The 21,963-nt window shown below is 51.8% G+C and carries 2 protein-coding genes; both read right to left on the bottom strand.

Annotated features, from left to right (window positions below; translation table 11 throughout):
* Window positions 1-14: 14 nt before the first annotated feature.
* Window positions 15-12,050 carry a non-ribosomal peptide synthetase gene (locus tag IY568_RS16430; RefSeq protein ID WP_194868132.1) on the bottom strand — a complete coding sequence of 4,012 codons (12,036 nt, stop codon included), beginning with the start codon at window positions 12,048-12,050 and terminating at the stop codon, window positions 15-17.
* Window positions 12,050-21,961, bottom strand: a complete 9,912-nt coding sequence (locus IY568_RS16425) for a non-ribosomal peptide synthetase (protein WP_194868131.1) — start codon at window positions 21,959-21,961, stop codon at window positions 12,050-12,052. The genes IY568_RS16430 and IY568_RS16425 overlap by 1 nt, the downstream gene beginning before the upstream one ends.
* Window positions 21,962-21,963: the final 2 nt, after the last annotated feature.

Genomic DNA, 21,963 nt, shown 5'->3' with positions numbered 1-21,963 from the left:
TGCTAAACAATAGACTACAAACTGTAGTAACTCTCTATTATTTCTATAACCCTATCGACTTGCTGATACTGCAAAATCGACAAGTGAGTGCCCTCAACTTCATGGGCATTCACATTGGCATACAAGGTTTGCCAGCCCATATCAGTTGAGAGCCTTCGGCCTTCAAACTCCCGGGTTTGACTGGCTTTGATCACGGTTAGCGGACAACTTAGCTCTGACCCTAGGTGCACTTCTGCCAGTAACTGACCACGAAACACGGCCTGAAGGCGTGATAACTGTTCAGCTGTAAAGTGGTAGCCTGACTGAGCCATGACATTCACCAAGCTTATGGTTTGCTGTGTAAGAGTCTCAGCTCTGAGTACGCGAAGCTGTTCCGCTTTCAAGCTCAGTCCAAAGAATTCATTGAGATTCTCCAGCATCAACTGATCTGCCTCTGCGGCCGAAATCGACACTGAGCTATGCGTTGGTTTTGGTGTATCCAGTATGGTTATTGACGACACCGCGACACTCTGCCCCTGTCCTTCAGGCAGGGAGTTCTTGTCCAGCTGCTGCGCCATTGCCAGTGCGATAAAGCTGCCAAACGAATGACCAATAAGATGCACAGAACCGATCTGCACCTTCCCGAGTGCAGACAAGTAATGCTGCGCCGTTGCATCAACCGACCCAACGACATCCGGGTTATGTGCAATCAGATCTGGCTGCAGGCCATAGACAGGGATCTGTTTATCTAACCCCTGTACTAATGCCTGAAAGGCCATCAGCAGACCACCTGCACCGGCTATCAACACCACAGGTGTAACGCCTGGACTACCAGTTTGCAGGCATAACAAACTTTGAAGTTCCGCAGGATGTTGCTGACTGGCTTGCTGAAAATCGCTTAAAGCCTGCGCGAGCGCATCAATACGGGTATGTTGCAGCAGCAAGGCTATGGGTACCTGGGCTTTGAGTACATCACACAGTTCAGTATGCAATCGCATGAGCAATAACGAATGGCCACCCAGTGCAAAAAAGTCATCACTGAGCCCCACCTGCGAACACTGCAACAGTTCGCCAAGATAGTCACATAAGTGACGCTCCAGGGGCGTGGTTGGGGCAACATACTGTTCAGGCTCGGCCAACATTAGTGTGTCAGCCTCACTGGCAAGTGCTTTTCTGTCGAGCTTGCCGTTGTGGTTATGGGGTAGCTGTGCGCGGACGATTATCCATTGTGGCACCATATAAGTGGGCAAATGCTCAGCCAGTGCCGCTTTAAGCCCCGAAACATCAGGCTCAAGCGCAGACTCAACGAAGGCTACCAGCTGATCGCCGTTGTGCTGGTCTCGTTTCACAATTACAACACTGGCAGACACCGCTTCCTGTGCCAACAAAGTCCTTTCTATTTCGCTCAGTTCAATGCGATAGCCGCGAATTTTTACCTGCTCATCCAGACGTCCTAAAAAGTGCAACGCTCCGTCAATCACTCGCACCTTATCACCGGTTTTATAACAGCGCGTTTGAGTGTGGGGGTTGAGCACAAAGGCTTTGTCTGTTTTCTCTTTATCACCCAAATAGCCAAGTGCCAGTGCCTCACCACTGACATACAGCTCTCCCGCGACGTAATCAGGCAAGGCTCTGAACTCGCTGTCCAGCACATGTACCTCAAGGCCAAGCAGTGGCTGGCCTATTGGCACGAATTCCCCCTGATAACGCGTCACATCCTGAAGCGTGGCAGAAATGGTGGTTTCAGTCGGCCCATAAGCGTTGATAACTCGAATGGCCGAGCCATAATGGCCCTGCCAGGCGCGCAGTGCCGCACTTTGCATTTGCTCACCGCCGACTGTAATGATCCGCATGCATGAACCAAAATCGACTGGATTGGCCGCTAGCTGCTGCCAGTAAGCCGTTGGCAAACTCATCAGGCTCAGCTCGGCATTACGCGCCAGTTCGGCCAGCGCCTGACTATCAAGCAACAGGTTCTGTTCGGCCATCACCAGGGTTGCGCCACTGAGTAAAGTACAAAACACTTCTTCTGCAAAAACATCAAAACTGCAACTGGCAAATTGCAGGTAGTTGTCGGCCGGTGTAATAGCGTAATTGCTTTGCAAGCACGCCACATAATTGAGCACACTGCGATGAGCAACTTGCACACCTTTTGGCTCACCCGTAGTGCCTGAGGTGTAAATCACATAACAAGGAGCGGTGCTATTGCACATGTGCTGCACACAGTCGCCTGACTCAGCTGAAATATCAGCCTCACAGGCTGCCAAATCAATTAGCGGGCAAGCAGGCATATCTCCAAGCCAGTCTTGATCTGTGCTGATCAACAACGCGGCTCCTGCATTAGAGAGCATGTACTGACGCCTTTGCTCAGGTAGTGTTGGTGCGATCGGTAAATAGGATGCGCCAAGCTTGAGTGCGGCCAGAATCGCAATGACCAATTGTGGGCCCTGCTCCAGACATATCGCAATCACAGCCTGATCGACGGGCAGTGAATACCGAGACATCAGGTAATTTGCCAGTCGACCGGCTGCCTCATCCAGATCGCCGTAGGTCAGTGTCTGAACGGGGAGCTTCGTCCCCGCCTGATAAAAGCGAATAGCGGTGTTTTGCTTGTTGCTGGCCGTAACCTGACCAAACGCCTGCTGCAACGTCTGATGATGAGCAGCCTGTTTGCTCGCACCGGGCAGCTCGAAATAAGGTAGCTGGGTAGTTTGGTCTGGCCTCACCAACGGCAACTGAGCCAGCGTACTATCCGGTGCCTCCATGAAGGCAGTCAGTAAATCCGCTATCAAGCTCAGGCTCCGGCGCGCCTGCTGCGCGGTTAACATCGCGTCACGGTAGCACAGCGTTAGTGAAAGCTGTTTTGCAACACCAACTGCAAGCGTTATTGGATAATGCGTCTGGTCCCGTTCCGAGCATATTGTGACTTTAAACGGCGCGGTGTTTTCAGCCAGCGGATCGCTGGGGTAATTTTCAAACACATAAAGGGCGTCAAACAAATCACTGCTGTTGTCAATTTGACTCCATTGCTGGATCTGTGACAGTGGCGTATGTGCATGTTGCGCCAGTGCTCCCTGCAACTCTTTGATCTGCGCAAGATAGTCATTGACCGACAAGTGCCCTGGGGTATGAATCAACACCGGCTGAGTATTGATGTACAAGCCAACCCGCTCTGCGACTCGAGGCAAGGATTCGGGACGCCCGGACACAGTCTGACCGAACAACACGTAATCACTCTGACAACAGGTACGCAACCAATAGGCCCACGCCCCCTGAACCACTTGGTTGAGCGTCAGCCCACGTTGCTTCGCAAATGCACTGAGCTGGGCGGTAAAGTCAGTACTCAATGTTTCTGTCAGCTCACTGACGCTGTGATTTTTTCCATCGCTGATGGCTAGGTGCTCTGTCACCAGCGTTGGCGTATCGACCTTTGCAAGTTGCTGTTGCCAGAACGCTTGCTCTGCCTGAATATCCCGCTTTTCAAGATATTCAACATAGTCGCGGAACGGATCCATGACAGATTTCACCATCCGGGTTTGCACTCTCGCATGATAGTACTCAACCAGCTCAGCGAACAACACGGGCAAGGACCAGCCATCCATGATCATATGATGATATGTCCAGACAAACCCGTGACAATACTCGCCAAACGGCACCAGCCTCAGGCGCATACAAGGCGCACCTTGTAAATCAATGGGGTGCTGATATTCCTGTGCAGCCACCTGCGTCAGACAAGTTTCAACTGTATCGTCGTAAGATTGTGGCTCATCAATTTGCAAAGGCACAGTGCACTGCTCAAATACCACCTGAACAGGCAGATGTGGGGTGACAAAAAATGCCGTGCGTAAAATTGAATGATTGGCTGCCAGCTGCGCCCAGGCATAGGCAAAAGCCTCTGTATCTAAAACCCCTTCCAGTAACATCACTGACTGTTCAAGATAGGCGCTGTTGTCAGCACCTTGTGCATGAAACCACATGCCTTGCTGCAGAGGCGTCATTGGATAGATATCGGCAACACCTTGCCCTGCTTTGTCCAGCAATTGATCCAGTTGTAGTTTGTCGAGCTGCGGCAGCAGAGGAAAGTCACTGGGTGTGAAATAGTGCTCTATCTGCGTGACACAATGCGCAAGTACTTCTTCAATGGCCTGCTCAAAACGCGTGCTCAGCTGCCTGGCATCTTGTTCAGAATAATAATCAGATGCGCACTCCAGCGTCACTGACAAACAGCCGCCCGTCACCGCCGCGGTAATTTGTAATGCCCCGAACACGTTATCAAGCTCGCTACGAAGCAAGCCTGTAGGCTCAGCGGCGTCACCAAGCAAGCCACTGTGCTGCAAGACCGTATCAAGCTGCCCCAGATAGTTGAAAAAGACCTGTTCACGGGTAGTTATATTCAATGAATCCCTGATCTGAGGCTCCGGGTGGGCATGGCGCAAAGCGCCAAACTCGCTGCCATGGCGGGTGGTCCAGGCAAGTTGTTCTTTAACAGCGCAGATAACCTCGGTCAGTGCCGACCCCGATACAACACTGCCACACGTTAAACGCAGCGGGAATAAAGCGGTTAACCAGCCAATGGTACGACTGGCATCCAGCGCACCTTGCAGCTGTGCACGACCATGGCTTTCGAGCATCACCACCTGATCTGTACACTGATAGTGACGTATCGCAAGCCACTGCCACGCACTGAGCAATAAGGTTTGGATATTACTTCTGTACGGCCGGTTTGCCTCATTCAGCAGCTGCTGTGTTTGAGACTGGCTGAACTGTATTTTATTGATAATGGCCGTGGTCAGCTGACTGCCCGTAAAACTTGCGCCCAGCGGGCGTTGGCACCGGGAGACCGCCGCCGCATCCTGCCATCTGGCAAGATATTGGGTTTCCTGAGCGCGGTCCTGAAGATAAAACGCAATGGCATCCAGCGAAGCACTGGCTGGCAGTAACTGCACAACCTGTCCGCTTTGAACCTGAGCGCAGGCCTGCTCAAGATCGGCCAGCAAAATACGCCAGGACACGCCATCAATGAGTAAATGATGAGCAATCACCAGTAGCCGATCAGCTTGTTCCGTGTCTGGTGTCACGATATGGCATACGTGCAACAAAGGTGAACCGTCAAAGGTAAACCCCGACTGTGCCAGCGCACAGATCTCCGCCAATGCATCCCGCCAGCACGTGCCTTTGGCGCTAAGGTCGTGAGCATGACACACAGCAGTGCTGTCTAGCTGCTCCATGATGTGTAATTGTTCACCCTCTCTGACAGACAGTCTGAGCGCATCATGACACTGTATCAGCCCCTGGACTGCATCGCACAAATGTGCATAAGAAACGGACTTATCTATGCTCAACATGACCGCCTGGTTCCAGTGCTCGGGCACCGCAAAAGCCTGCTCGAAAAACCAGTGCTGGATTGGATGTGGGGTCAATTTGCCGACAAAATGCTGCTGCTCACATTCACACTCGACAATGCTGGATTGCGCAGTGTTAGTGATAAAGTTTGCAGCCAAAGCGTCCGCTGTACTGTGTGTAAAAATATCAGCCACAGAGATGGCAATATCAGCAGCTCTGGCCCGGCTGGCAAGCTGAATGGCCAAAATGGAATCACCGCCACTGGCGAAAAAGTCATCCTGGGCTTGCAGGTCCGTTGTATTCAGCAGTGACCGCATCAGCGTTAAAATCGGATTGTGTTCAGCGTTTGCTGCGCCGCTCGTCTCAACCGGTGCGACTTTTTCAACGTCAGACTGCGCAGCCAGCTGCGCCAATGCACGATGATCAAGCTTGCCATGAGCAGTCAATGGCAACGCCTGCAAAACGATAAATGCATTTGGCACCATGTAATCTGGCAAATGAGCACGAAGTGCAGCACGCCAAACTTCACCCGAGTCGTGCCCAGATTGCGCAGCCTCAGGCACCACAAATGCCGTCAACTGTTTGTGACCTGGGTGCGTTTGCGTTATCAATACTACGCAGTCCGCAACACCAGCCTGCTCACGCAATTGATGCTCAATTTCAGCCAGTTCAATGCGATAACCACGTAATTTAACTTGCGCATCATTACGCCCTATGTACGCAATGCGGCCATTATTAAGCCGCCGAACCAGGTCGCCACTGCGATAAACGCGCACACGTTCACCGTTATCCAGTGTCAGTTCAGTGAACTTTTCATCGCTCAATTCGGGCTTATTCAAATAGCCCAGAGCCAGACCTGCGCCTGCAATATAAAGCTCTCCGACCATGCCGTCGGGCACACTGCGATCATGCTCATCAATTATGAAAATCGCACAATTGTCCACCGGCAGACCAATGTCCGGCTGCTGCTCGCTATGCCACGCAACTTGACCCGAGGTTGCCACTACAGAAGCCTCTGTGGGTCCATAGTTATTAACTAGTTTAAATTCATACTGACCTCGGACCGGATTCAGCCTGTCCCCTCCAACCAACAAATATTTTAACTTTGCCGGTGTAAAGGCTGAGTCTGCCAGCATGACTTCTGCAATGGGCGTTGCCAAAAAGCAATGGCTTACTCCCTCTTCGGTCAACAATGTTGACAATAATTGCGGATCATTCAGATGCGCGCTGCTAACAAACACCAGCTGTGCACAGGCGTTCAGATAGGGCCATATTTCCCAGGTAGCCGCATCAAACGCGATGTTGGCGGTCTGGCTGCCGACACTGTGCTGGTCCAGTGCAAAGGCGCGCTGATGCCAGTGACACAAGTTTGTTAGCCCACGGTGTGGGATCATGACGCCCTTGGGCTGTCCTGTGGTACCCGAGGTATAAATCACATAAGCAAGCTGACCAGCATCGATTGCTGGTAACGTCATTTGTGCATAGATGGCACACTGCGCGTTCAGGTCAGGACTATCGAGCCATACCTGCTGGCAGTCCTGATATGCCGCAAACCGACTGACAAAGCACTTTTGCGTCAACAACCAACGACTACCACTGTCGCTGACAATGTGTCTGATGCGTGCTTCGGGGTAATCCGGCGACACAGGCACATAGGCTCCACCGGCTTTGAGGGTCGCCAGCATGGCCACCACTAAATCGATACCGGCATCGCAACTGATCAGTACCCTTTGCTGTGGCTTCAAGCCCTGGCCGACCAGATATTTAGCCAAAGCGCTGGCCCGAGTATCAAGCTCACTATAGGTGAGCATGCTATCCGCTGCGGGGTCCTGAATTGCGACTTTATCGGGTGTCTGACTGGCAAACCGAGCGAGCTGCTCAACCAGCGTGGTGTGTTCGGATACACTGTGCGACTGCCCGTTAATTGCCTGGTATCGCTGAAGTGTCAAAGGAATATCGGCGATACGAAGCTCGGTGTTATTAGCCAGTGCATTGAGCATCACGTTAAACGCCTCGCTCATGCGGGCAATACTGGCGGCATCAAACAAACCTGTGTTGTAACACCAGCTAAGACGCAGTCCGTCCTCAGTTTGTACCGCACTCAGTTCGATATCGAACTTAGCTGACACAGACACCGCTTGCTCCGGGCACACTACTATATCAGCCAGTTGCAGCTGTGTGTCCAGCCGGGGATTAAGTGAAAAGCTCAGCTGAAACACGCCCTGATGACTGAGGTCGCGTGACACATTAAGCGCATCGAGGATCTGCTCGAAGGGCATTGCCTGATGGGCCTGAATGTCTATCATCAGTGCTTTTTGCTGGTTCAGCAGCTCACCAAAAGTCATGTGTGGCGTAAAGTGCGTACGAATTGGCAAGGTATTGATGAAAAACCCTACCAAAGGCTGCAACTGGCTATGTTCCCTTCCCGAAAAAGGCGTACCAATCACCACATCGTCGCAACGACTGTATTTGCCAACAAATAATGCAAACGCAGTCTGCAACCAGGTAAACAAGGTGATATCGTTGTGGTGGCACTGGGCTTCAATAGATTCGAGCTGCGACAGGTCAAGGTGTGCAATGTGTACTGCACCATGCGTATCCGGTGCATTGGTTCTGGCCCGATCCAGTGGCAACTGATGAAGCGGTGGTGCATCTGCCAGGTACGCTAGCCAAAAGTCTTTGTGTGCCTGCAAAGCTTCACCTTGCAGGGTCTCGTGCTGCCATTGTGCATACTCGGCGTATTGCAATGGCAAAGGTTGCGACAGCAGCTCAGGTAGTGGCTGCCCCGTGACATAGTGTTGATAGAATGCCGCCAACTCCGAAGTTAAAATCTCCAAAGAGTGCGCATCTGCTGCGATATGATGCAAATTAACGCGCAACTGATGCAAGTTATCACTGCATGACATCAGGGTCAGTCGCACCATCAGGTCCTGACTCAGATCAAAGGTTTGCATGGCATCGTCGCGCTGTGCGCTAAGCCAGCATCGCTGTTGCGCCTCTGGTGCCAGAGCGCGTGCATCTATGTAGTGCAAAGGCTGTTCAAAGTCGGGATTAAGCACCTGCTGTGGTCTGCCCGCGTCATCGAGCAGTATTTTACTGCGCAGCACCTGATGGCGTTCAATTATAGCCTGCCAGGCCTGCTTAAATGCAACCAGGTTTAATGGGCCCTGGAGAGTGAAAGCCGCGGGCATGTGATACTGCGCTGAGTCAGACGTCATGTGTTCGACTGTCCACAGTCGCGACTGCGCAAAAGACAAGGGCAAAGGTTGCGTGGTCTGTGTACGTGGAATATCAAACGCCGAAGCACTTTGATCACCGGCTTGAGTGACCACTTTTGCCAGCTCGGCAACACCCGGGTTCTGAAACACATCTTTTAATGTGACAGGCAGACTATGATGCTCCCTGAGCTGACTTACCAGTTGCGTGGCCAGCAAAGAGTGTCCGCCAAGACGAAAGAAATGATCATCCAGGCCGACCAGCTCCACCCCCAGTAAACTCGAAAAGCACGTTGCGATCGCATGTTCAGTATCCGTAGTTGGTGCACGATACACCGCTTCTTGCTGTAATACGTCCAGTGCCAGCAGCACCTTTTTGTCTATTTTGCCATTGCTGGTCAGGGGTAAAGTGTCGACAACCACCACATTGGTGGGCAACATAAAGTCGGGCAGTGAGCTACGTAGATACGCTTGCAGCTGAGTCAGCGGCTCTGCCAGCTCAACACCGGGACACGGAACCACAAACGCGCTGATCCGCGCACCTTGCTGGTCATTGCGGTTGAGTAATACGCTGACAGCTTGTAGTTGTGGATGCTGGCGCAGCTGATTTTCAATCTCTCCGAGCTCAATACGATAACCACGCACTTTGACCTGATCGTCGGCCCGACTAATGTATGTCAGCTCGCCATCTGGCAGAAAACGCACCAGGTCGCCGGTTTTATACAGTTTTTTGTCACTTGATGCGGCGAACGGATCGGCGATAAAGCGCTCAGTATTGAGCATTTCTCTTTGCCAGTAACCCCGGCACACCCCCTCACCACCGACATATAACTCGCCCACCGCCCCCATTGGCAACAGCTGTTGATGTTTGTCCAGGACATAACACGATGTGGTTGGAATAGCATGGCCGATATTACTCACTCCCAGCGCTAAATCCGCTTGCGTGAGTCGCTTAAAGGTCACATGCACTGTGGTTTCGGTGATCCCGTACATGTTTATCAACTGGCAGGTGTCGAATCGGTTAGCCCAGGGCCTGAGCTTGCCCGGCTGCAAAGCTTCTCCCCCGAAAATCACATAGCGCACCTGACAGCGCGCCTGATCCGCTTCGGGTAGTGCGCACATAGCTGATTGCAGGACATAAAACGCACCGGGTGTCTGATTGAGTATTGTCACCTTCTCGTTCAGTAAACACTGAGCGAAGGCCTGGGTATCCTGGCTCACGGCCTTGCTGACCACCACCAGTTTTGCGCCAAACAGTAATGCGCCATACATTTCCCAAACCGAAAAATCGAAGCAAAATGAATGGAACAAAGTCCACACATCATGCTCATCGAAGTCAAATAAAGCAGGTTCTACGTGTAATAGGCGCACTACATGACGGTGTTCTATCTGCACGCCTTTAGGACGGCCGGTGGTACCTGAGGTATAAATCATATAAGCCAGGTGATGTGGCTCAATATCCAGTGCTAAGTTATCGCTAATCGCAACGCCATCGTAAAGGGCTTCATCGTCAATGTTGATGAGCTGCTCAGCGCAGGTGTCAAAGCGTGCCTGAGTATAGTTGTCGCAAATCAACCAGCGACTGCCAACATCACCGATGATGTATTCAATCCGGTCTCTGGGGTAATCCGGGTCAATGGGTACATACGCTGCCCCGGCTTTTAATATCGCCAGTAAAGTCACCACCATATTCACAGAGCGAGTGACACTAACGGGCAACATGGCTTGGGGTGTGATACCACATTTCACCAGCACTCTGGCAAGCCGGTTTGCCCGGTTGTTCAGCGCCTGATAACTCAAACGTTCCAGCTCATCGACCACGGCGATCCGCAGACCAAAGCGCTCAACTTGTGCTTCGAACAGGCTCACCAGCGTCTGGCTGGTATCCCAATGGGTGTCTGTGTATTGTGCATGTGCCAAAATAGTCTCAGTTTGCTGCTCGCTGAGTAACGCAACATGCCCAACCTGCGTTTGCGGCGCGTCAACCAGCTGCTCCAGCATAACCGCGAAACTCTCAGCCCAGTGCGCTATGGTGTCGCTGCGATACAGATCGCTGTCGTACTTCCAGTTGAGCGTAAGTGAATGGGTCTCATTGTCCAGAATGGCACTGAGCTCCAGGTCACATTTTATGTCGATTTTGTCACTGCTGGCTGTTTGCTCTACCACACTTAAACCAGGCAGATTCAGAGTATGTGCCGATGTATTTTGTTCCAGCGTAAACAAAATCTGTACCAGCGGATGGTGGCTCATGTCACGCTCACACTGTAACGCCTCAACGACTTTATCGAACGGCACTTCCCGGTGCTCAAATACTGCCAGGATTTGCTCTTTTTGTTGCTGTAACCAGTCGTCAAAGCGCATTGACTCGGTGACTTTGGCTGGGATCACCAGCGTATTCACAAACAGGCCAATCAAGGGCGCTAACTCAGGGTGGTCGCGCCCCAGCACAGGCGTACCAACAACTACCTGCTCATTTTGCGTTAACCGGCCAACAAACAGCATAAAACTGCTGAGCAACCACATAAATGGCGTAACCGATTGGCTGGCACACTGGGCCTGGATGCCAACAACCAAGGAAGGGCTCAGGGCCTGACGATAAACCCGGCCACAGTGTGATTGTACCGCCGGGCGAACAAAGTCTCCGGGCAGAGATTGGATCGGATCCAGGTCTGACAGCGCTTGCTGCCAGAACGAGAGCTTGTTCGCCAGATACTCGGGTTTCAGAGTATTTTGCTGCCAGCTTGCGTAATCACCATACTGTATCTTCATAGGTGCCAATTGAGGGGCTTTATCCTCGTTTAACGCTGCACGGTAAAGCGCTTCTAACTCTGTGACCAACACCTGCATCGACGCGCCGTCGGACACGATATGGTGCATATTGAACGCCAGATAGTGAGTTTGCTGATCAGATATCACTAAGGCTCGTAACAGTACATCGTGCGTTAAATCAAATGGCCGAGCCAGAAACTCTGTCAGTTGGGTGCGGATTGTCTGCGCCCGTTCGGTCTCAGGCCAGGCGCTGGCATCGCGCCACTCAAATGGCGTTTCAAATGCCTCTGTCACGTGCACAACAACGCCCTGATCACCTTGACTGTCGGCGATAAAATGACTGCGTAAAGCGTCATGACGGATGATAAGGGCGTGGATGCTCGCCTGCAGCGCATTGATGTCCAGGTGGCCGGTAAGGACAAATTCAGCGGGCATATAGTACTGACTGCTGCCCTGTAACTGCTCGATGAACCACAGCCCCTGCTGAGCATAACTGGCAGGCAAAGGCAGTGAGCTATCGACTTTTGCTATCGTCGAATACGCACCCGATACCCGCGCCTCACCCTGCTGCTGTTGAAAATAGGCAATGATCTCAGCTTTATTCGCCACTATGCGCTGTTTGAGCTCATCCGGGAATGCACCTTGTTGCTTGAATGCCAGTGCACCGTTTTTTTCATACAAGGTGATGCCTGCACGCAATGCATCTGCGATTAACTGCTCAATTATTATCAACTGTTCCGTCATTACAAAAACATCTCTTCTGAAGTGTCGTTTTCGTTATCATCCTGAGCCTGATGTGCCATGGCCTGTTGAATTTCAACCCACTGGGCCAGTGCAGCCACGGTCGGCCGCTCAAACAGCGTTCTGACTGACATACCGACACCCAGTCGTTCTTCAATCAGTCCGATGCATTGCGTCGCCAGCAATGAATGACCGCCCAGGCTAAAGAAGTTGTCTTCAACACTGATTGAAGTGCGTTTCAACACTGACGCCAAAATATCCGCCAGGACAGCCTCCACATCAGTGCGCGGTGCAATGAGTTTATCCACAGAGTCACATTGTGCCCCCAGCGCATGAAGCGCCCGCGCGTCTACCTTGCCGTTGGCAGTCAGAGGAATTGTATCAGTCAGTACATAGCGGTAAGGCACCATATAAGCGGGCAGCGATTCACTCAGTCGTGCCGACAGTTCGGTGGCAACCCCGGCATTCACCAACTCTGCCGGTTCAGGACGTGCCAGGCCCTCATCTGGCTTAGCGACCAGGTAGGCCTCCAGGTTATCAGCGGCTTCATTCAGCACCACCACAGCCTGTTCAATTCGCGGGTCTTGCTGCAATTGCTGAGCAATTTCCTGAGGCTCAATGCGATAGCCTCTGAGCTTCAGTTGTGCATCAAGGCGATGACAAAACTGCAGTGCACCCGGCGTACCATCATCATTGACAGACCAACGCACCAAATCGCCACTGCGATAGAAGCGCTGCTCACTTTGCTGCACGCCAACAGGCAGCCAGACAAACTTTTCATCGCTCAGGTCACGACGATTCAGATAGCCCAGAGCGAGGTTATTCCCCCCAATATACAGCTCCCCCATGACCCCGGCCGGGACCGGCTGCATCTGTTCATCCAGCACCAGCAAATGCGTATTAGCGATTGGCTGACCGATAGGAACCTGGATCATCGATTGTGCTGAAAGCCGGTCAACCTCCTGTTTGTCACACTGATAAGTACTGGTGCCCACCGTGGCTTCGGTTGGACCGTACTCATTAATCCAGCAGACATTAGGTAATCGTTCACTCAGTTCGGCTAACAGCGCAACAGGTAATGCCTCACCGCCCACGACCACCTTATGTGCAGCGTCAAAGGAGCGCTCATCCGACAGGCCACATTGTTTCAGTATTGCAACAACCCCTTGTAAATGTGCTGGCGTCACTTTAAAGACCCCGGCAACCGTGCCGCACAGGCGGTTAGCCAGCTCTTTTAACATTCGCTCGTCATCAGCCAACATATCTATGCATACCCCCTGCAATAACGCAGGCCAGATAGCGGTTACTGTGGCATCAAACGCCAAGGGAGTGCTGACAACGCTAAAGCTGGGCTGCTCATCCAAATACGCATGGCAAGCATGGTCAAGGTAGAGCGCCAGACTGCCATGTGATATCGCGACGCCTTTAGGCTGGCCTGTGGTGCCTGAGGTATAAATCACATAGGCCAGATCTGAAGATTCACTGCTGGCAAAACGCGCATGCAGCTGCCTCGGTTGCCAGCTCTGTGGGCTATCCATAACCAGCACGGACAATGGCGGCTGCTGCACGGCATCAATCACGGGCTCTAACTGTGACAGGAGTTTGTTGTTGGTAATCAACCAGCTTGCACCACTGTCACGCACAATAAACTGACAGCGCGACGCGGGCAGTGTCGGATCAATCGGCACATAGGCGGCACGCACTTTAAAGGCCGCCAGCATAGCAACCAGCTGGTCACACTCAGCGCCGAGGCACAAGGCAATGCGTGCTCCCGGCTTAACGCCCTGCTCCAGCAAGTAACTGGCCAGCGTATTGGCCTTTTGCTCTAACGCCAGATAGCTGAGCATGCATGCATCCGCATCACGCACGGCCAGTTGATTTGCGGCACTCTGTACCCGGGCGGTGACCTGACTGTGAATACACTGTGTTGATATGGCCGTGTCTGCGCCTTTGATGCTCACCAGTTGCTGCTGACGCGACTGAGTCAACAAAGCTAAGCGCTCCACCTTGTGCTCAGGCGATTTAAGAATGGTACTGATCAATACCTCGAAAGATTCAGCCAGTGCTGCGACTGTCGCGCTCTTAAACAGCGCTGAGCTAAAATTCCATTCCAGCTCAATGCCATCACCCTTTTCAATTGCATTGACCTCCAGGTCAAACTTCATCATGGGCTCACTCGGCGTTTCTACTTCAATATGCAACTGAGGCAGCACCAAATCTGTGGTTTCGTTGTTTTGCAATGCAAACAAAATCTGGAAAATGGGCTGATGCCCCAAGTTGCGCTCGGGCTTAAGCGCTTCCACCAACTGCTCAAAGGGCAGCGCCTGATGCTTAAACGCATCCAGGATCACCTGTTTTTGCTGCTCCAGTAACTGATTAAAGCTTTGCCCAGACTGGGTGCGCGTGCGAATTACCAGCGTGTTGACGAAAAAGCCTATCAAATTAGCCACTTCATTGTGTTCACGACCCGCAACCGGTGAGCCAATCACCACATCGTTTGTCTGGCTGTAACGCTGTACCAGCAATGAAAATACCGTATGCAGCCACATGAACAAGGTCACGCCTTGTGCTTTACAGTGTTCATGAATGGCTCGGGTGAGCGCGGCACTCAGACGTTGTGTGTGTCGCGAACCATTCAGCTGAGCCATGGCAGGACGCGGATAATCAAGTGGCAATTGGTGTAGCGGAGGATGGCCTTCTAAGGCTGTCTGCCAGTGTTGTAAATCTGCCTGATTAGCCTCTTTCGCCCAAATGTTGCGCTGCCAGTGTGCAAAGTCGCCATATTGCACAGCCAATGGCTGAGTCAGCTCAGCAGGCAACTGGTAGCCGGATTCTTTGGCAAAATGACGATAGAATGCGATAAACTCCCGCACCAGAATGGCCATCGACCAGCCGTCGCTGGCAATATGATGCATATTGAAGTGCACCCGATAATCGTCTTTGGCAAACTCGACCAACAATACCCGCAACAGCAGATCCTGGCTCAGGTCGAATCGCGCAGTCGCGTTGTCATGCGCTCCCTGCTGCCAACGCTGTTGCCGGGCACGTTCGCTCATTTTCGTCAAATCTAGCTGAGTTAACGGCAACTCGAATTGCTCGCTCACCTGCTGCACAGGTTCAGCCGCCCCCTCCACTTTCACTATCCGCGACCTCAGCACCTCATGACGTGCGATTAGCGCCTTCAGCGCTTCACTGAAAGCAGCCTTATCGAGTGTGCCGCTGAATTTAAACCCGGCTGGCATGTGGTACTGGGTGCTCGACTCCTGGAGCTGCTCAATCAGCCACAGCCTCTGCTGGGCAAACGATAAAGGTAATGCCTGTTCCCGTGATACAGGCTGAATAGCATGCACAGCTGAGATAGGCTCACAGTGCTCCAGTGCCTGCGCCAATGACGCAATGGTTGGTGTTTTAAACAGCTGAGGTAGCGTCACCTCAAGGTTTTTCTGTTGACGAATTTGACTGATCAGCTTGATGGCCAATAAGGAATGACCGCCGAGGTCAAAAAAGCTGTCGTGCAGGTCGATATGCTCAGTCAGCAAAGTGTCACGATAGAGCTGATATAAATAAGACTGCATGGCTGTCAGCGCTGTCAGGTCTATACTTTTGCTGGTTCTGCCTTCCCCCTGCTGGGCCAGGGCTTTGAGTGCTTTGCTATCTACCTTGCCATTGGCAGTAAGCGGGATAGCCTCAACACGATTAAACTGCCCAGGGATCATATACGGCGGCAGATACTGCGCCAGATGATTACGCAAATGGCTGTCCGGCGGTACGTTACCGTTAAGGTAAAGAAGGTGGGCCTGCAACAACTGCTGCCCTTCATCAACTGTCACCGCACAGTCGCGAACACCATCCAATTCGCGAAGATAATGACAAATCGCATTCAAATCGATGCGGTAGCCACGCAATTTGATTTGCTCGTCGGTACGACCACAGTATCTTAGATAACTCAGTCTCCCCTGCTCATCACTCTGCCACTGTACCAAATCCCCACTTCGATAGAAGCGCATTGGTGGCCGTTCACCCACACTCAAAGTGACAAATTTAGTTTGATTCAGCTCATCCAGATTGACGTAACCCGGGCTGACCACTGCCCCTCCAATCAATAACTCTCCAGGAGTATTAGCAGGCACTGGTTGATCGCACTGATCGACCACCAACATAGCAACGCCCGGATTGGGCAGACCGATCGGCACATCCGGATAACGCAGTGCCGCCTGCGGATTCAGATCCGGAGTGAGCGAAAAGACGCTACAGCCCACGGTTGCCTCAGTCGGACCATATTCATTAACCCAGGTGCAAGCCGGCAGCTTAGCGCGCAGCGCAATCAGTAAATCACTATCGAGTGCCTCACCCCCAATCACTATGGTATGGGGTGCGCTATTGCTACCCAGCTCATCCATCAGCGCCTGTACTGCCCGCAAATGCGCCGGCGTCAGTTTGAATAAACGCGGTCGGATGGCATTGAACAGAAGTTCAGTAATGGCCGCAAGCTGATGAGGGCCCTGAGTCACGATTTCAACCTCACCGCCACACAGCAAGGGGGGAACCAGTGCGGTGATCGTGGCATCAAATGCCAAAGGTGTACTTACCACCGCAAGTGGTAAGGTCGCGTCGGCGTCCAGATACGTATCCATGGCATGAGATAAGTAAACATTCAGATTGCCATGGCTGATCATCACGCCTTTTGGCCGCCCGGTTGAGCCCGACGTATAAATGATGTAACACAAGCGCTGGGCATCTGAGGTCTGCGATTCCCCTAACTCCTCCAGGCCAGGAGCAGACACTGGGTAACCCGCAAAATTTGACTCAACGTCAAATAAATCGTCCAGAAACAAAAAATCAGTGCCACTATCAATGAGTTTTTCAGTATCTTCGCTGAGTGCCAAAATCATCACAATATCTGCATCTTCTACGATATAAGACAATGATTTTTCTGGTGTATCGTAATGCAAGGGCACATAGACGTGACGTGTTTTAAGAATAGCCAGTACCGCAATAACCATGGCAGGACCGGACGGGAGTAATAAGGCAATCCGGCTTTGCTCATCAAACCCCATTTCAAGCAGGCAGTGCGCCAGCTGATTGGCACGCTGCTCCACTTCCAGATAACTGTATGATTCACCATTACATCGCAGTGCAATGCTGTGAGGCTGGATCTCAGCAATCGCGCTGAAGTGATGATGCCAACCAATATCACTGCTATCTTGTTCATTCTGGGGGGCACTATAGGAAAGTATCTGTGCCAGCTGATCTGGGTCTATCAAGCTCAGCTCGCTCACGCGGCGTTGCGGTGCTTCCAGGCAGGCACTCAGCAACTGGGTGTACTGACGGGCGAAAGACTCAATGCTGTGCTCGTGCCACAAGGCACTATCGTAGAGCCATTCAATCTGCAAAGTGTCGCCACAATCAATCACTGACACTTCCAGATCCAATTTAGCGCTTCGTACGCCGGTGTCATTCACGGTGACATCCAGGCCTTCCAGTTGCAGTGCTTCGTTGATCTGGTTGTTGACCCGAAAGACCACCTGAATTAACGGGTGAATACCCAAACTCCGCTCGTTGTTGAGCGCTTCAACCAGTGTATCGAATGGAATATGCTGATGAGTCAACGCACTTTGCAGTGTCTCATTGCTTGTCGTCAACACATCACTGAACGTCATATCCGACTCAATATGATGACGCAGCACCAGAGTATTGATAAAGTTGCCAATAACAGGCTCAAGTTCACTGAACTCGCGCCCGGCAACTGGCGTACCCAACGCCACGTCAGATTGACCCGACAGCCGGCTCATCCATAACGCAAAGGCACTCTCCAGTACACCAAACAAGGTTTGTCCGCTTGTCGCAACAAAACGGCGCAGTACCTGGGTTAAGTCAGCTGGCAGCTCGTAACAATGTAAAGACCCCCCACTAATCACTCGGTTTTCCCGGGCGTTATCCTGAGGTAATTCATGGACCCGGGGCAAGTCGGCCAGCTGATTTTGCCAGTACGTCAAACTCGTTTGCCACTGAGGCTGAGTGGCCAGGCTCCGTTGCCAGTGTACATAGTCAATATAACTGTGCGAGAGCTTTGGCAACCCTGTTTGAGTGCCCTCACAGGCCTGGCGATAAGCGGTTTCCAGTGCGCGACACAACACCCCGATTGACCAACCATCTGAGACAATATGATGCATAGTCACGATAAGCACATACAGTTGTGCATCGAGTTGCAGCAGCTGACCTCGTAATAGCAGCTCCTGCTTCAGGTCGAATCCGGTATGGTAATCCTCAGCCAACAGCTGACGCAGGGTGTCTGCCTGCCGTTCATCATCAAAGCCACTTAAATCCCGTTGCTGTAACACAAAGTTCAGGGTGTCATTGAAAGACTGGACCGCTTCGCCCTGCTCGTTTTGGTCATAATTAAATCTTAGAATGGCGTGCTGCTGAACCACCTGTTCAAATGCCTGAGACAAGGCCGTGATATTCAACGCACCTTTAATCGTGAAAGCGCCCTGCAAATTATATTGCTTGCTGTGGCCCTGCATCTGATCAACAAACCAGATCCGCTGCTGTGCAAAAGACAGAGGATGCGCGCCAGATTGGTCGACCGTCACTAAGTTATGGCCTACATGAATGTCCTGTCCAAGCAGGCAACGTTCCAGTTTCTCCACCGTGGGGTTAGCAAAAATGGCTTGCAGAGACAACACTCGTTCAAATCTGGCGCGAATATGATTGGCAAGTCGCATGGCCAGTAAAGAATGACCACCGATTGCGAAAAAGTCATCGTCTGCCGAGACCTGAGACACACCTGTCAGGTCACTGAATAAGGTGGCCAGCTGTTGCTGTAGCTCTGTTTTAGGTGGCGTATAATTACGTGTTTCGTTGAGCGATAAAGTTGCTAACTGTTTACGGTCAACTTTACCATTACTAAGCACTGGCAGTTTTTCCAGTGCTTTGAAATGGCTGGGGATCATGGCCTGAGGTAAAAGCGCACTGAGTGCATCTCGTAAAACATCAGAGGTAACCACCTCCTCCTCACCGGCAGCAACGTAGTAGGCCACAAGCGTATCAATATTGGCCTGTTTACGGGCGATAACAACCGCACTTTTTACCTGAGGCAGTGCTGTCAGTTTTGCTTCAATTTCACTAATATCAATGCGGTAGCCACGGATCTTGGGTTGATTGTCCAGACGGCCCAGATATTCCAGCTCACCCCGATGAGTTAACCGAACTCTGTCACCGGAACGATAAAAGCGCGCTAATTTTCCATTTTGCATTTCACAGTGAACAAAGTAACGATCTGTCAGCTGTGGCGCACGCAGATACCCATCGGCCAGGGACGAACCACCAATATAAAGCTCTCCCGGCATACCCAATGGCACCGGCTGAGCCTGTTCATCCAGTACCAGCACCCGGGTATGTGCCAGCGGCTTACCAATGGGGTAATGTTCACTGTTGGCATGTCTTTGAGCAGTAACGGTATGCGTTGTCACTCCGATACAGGTTTCGCTGGGGCCGTAGTGATTAACGATATGGGCTGTCGGATAATGCTCCTGTAACTCGCTCACTAAGACCACATCCAGTGCTTCACCGCCGAGTATCCACTGCTCTATCGCTGGCTGGTTCTCACCCATAGCTGCAATTTGAGGTATTAGCTCACGAGCAAATGACGGCGTTATTTTTAGCATATTGACCTGCTGTATCGTGAGCATCTCTACCAGATACTGAGGTTCTGGTAGTGTGCGGCTCCCTGGCATAACAACTGAGCCCCCCTGCGCAAGCACCGGGTAGATACCCGTCAGGCAAAGATCGGTCGCAAGTCCAGTGACAATCCCGGCACGCGTATGCAACGAAAACTCTATACGATGCGTAATCGACTCACAGTAACTGGCCAGGGCACCATGGCTCATCGCCACACCTTTTGGTTTACCCGTCGACCCGGAGGTGAAGATCACATAAGCCAGGTCTTGTGCATCGCGCCTCAGCGCTACTTCTGACTCTTCTGATAGAGTGCGGTTTTGTTCTAACAGCTGATGAAAATCCCACGCCACAATGTCGCGCTCATTCAGTGCGGCTTGCACCTGCTCTGTCATCATTTCAGCATCACACACCAATAATGTACGACAGCCTGCCTGCGCCATAATTTCTATGATCCGCAGTACAGGGGTATCCTGCTCTATGGGCAAATAAGCGGCCCCGGCGCGCATCACGCCTATCAGCGCAACCAGGCTGTGAACCTGGCGATTGACCAGCACGGCTACCACTTCTTCACCCTGTGCAACGTCATTGAGCGCACCAGCCAGACTGGCGCTTTGTCCACCGAGTTCAGCGTAACTCACTGACTGAGATGGATTATCAGCATCCACAATTGCCATGTGTCTTGGTGTCGACTGTGCGTGGGCCAGGATCTGAGGCAACACCAAAGGCGCTGATGTCATGTCACTTGCCTTGTCCAGGTGTTGTTGCGCGGCTTCAACAGAAGGCAACTTTACCCCGGAAAGTGACTGAGCCAGGTCGTCACTTAACGTGCGCAGTAAAGCCTCGAAATCACGGGCAATCTGAGCAACCAACCCAGGCGAAAACAAGGCAATATTATATTCAAGTTCAGCAGCCATGCCGTTATCGTGCGTCATCAAATTTAAGGTCAGATCAAATTTGGCAGTGTGGTTATTCAGCGTGAATAGCTGCGCTTCCAATTCGCCGGAACGCAATGGTGTTACTGGCAACGCATCATAGTTAAACAGCACACTAAACAACTGAGAAGTATCCGCCAGCCTGGCAAGTGTGTCCTGAGAAACACTTTGATTTTCCAGCGCCTGTGTCATCTTTAACTGAGTACTACGAGCCAGCTCGTTAAACAACATCCCCCCATCCAGCTGCTGACGCAGTGGCAGGGTATGAATAAAACAGCCGATCATGGACTCAAACTCACTCTGCTCTCGACCCAGCACTGGGACCCCAACCGTGATGTCCTGTTGCTGGCTGTAGCGATGAAGCAACACATAAAAAACGCTCAGTAGCGCAGAAAATGGCGTGACGCCCAGCTGCTGACAGCTGTGTTCGAAACGCTGGCAAAGCGCCTCACTCAGTGTAAATTGATGACTGGCACCACGAAACGAGGGCTCAGCCTGGCTGGCAAAGCTGGTGGGCATTGAAAAAGACGAAAAGTCCGCAAGCTGTTGTTGCCAATAGGCATGCTGTTGCAGGTAGTCATCAGACTGTGAAAAGCGTTTTTCCCAATGTACATAATCCAGATATTGTAACGGTGCCGTCTGTGGCACCTCCTTTGATTGCAATATATCCAGCAATTCATTCACCAGCAACTGAACCGACCAACCATCAGCCACCAGATGATGCAGCATCAAATAGACCCAACGTCCCTGATTTTCATTCGCTGTGCTAATCAAAGCGGCGCGTATCGGTAACGCTTTTTGTAGATCAAACCCTTGCTGCAATAAAGGTTGTAACTCGGTTTCAATCTGCCCCTGGCTCACAGGCTCAGACACATACAATTGGGTTAAGGTCAGTGACAACTCGGTATTTACGCGCTGACATCCACCTTGTTCTGTAGCGAAAAATTGGCTGCGCAAAATATCGTGACGGGCCAGCAAGGTATTCAGGGCGGCTTCAAGCTGCGCTTTACCGACAGGCTGTGATAGCCTGAGTAGTCCAGACATAGTGTAGGCAATATCGCCTCCATGATACTGGTCGATAAGCCAGATCCCCTGCTGGGAGGCGGATAGCATTCCCTGCTTCTGATGGTGCGCCTGCATATACTCTATCAGCGCCGGCTTGTGCGCTTTAATTTTATTGAGCTGTGCAGCTGGCACAGTTGCAAGGTGGGTACGCAGTTTCAGGCGACCCTCTTGCAGATAAACATAAATACCCTGACCATCCAGTTCGGCCAATAACGCTTCAATCGCTGAATTTTCCATAC

Source organism: Pseudoalteromonas sp. PPB1, from assembly GCF_015356275.1.
GTDB lineage: Bacteria > Pseudomonadota > Gammaproteobacteria > Enterobacterales > Alteromonadaceae > Pseudoalteromonas > Pseudoalteromonas rubra_D.
The sequence above is the reverse complement of the archived record's forward strand: the minus strand, read 5'-3'. Positions and strand labels throughout refer to the sequence as shown.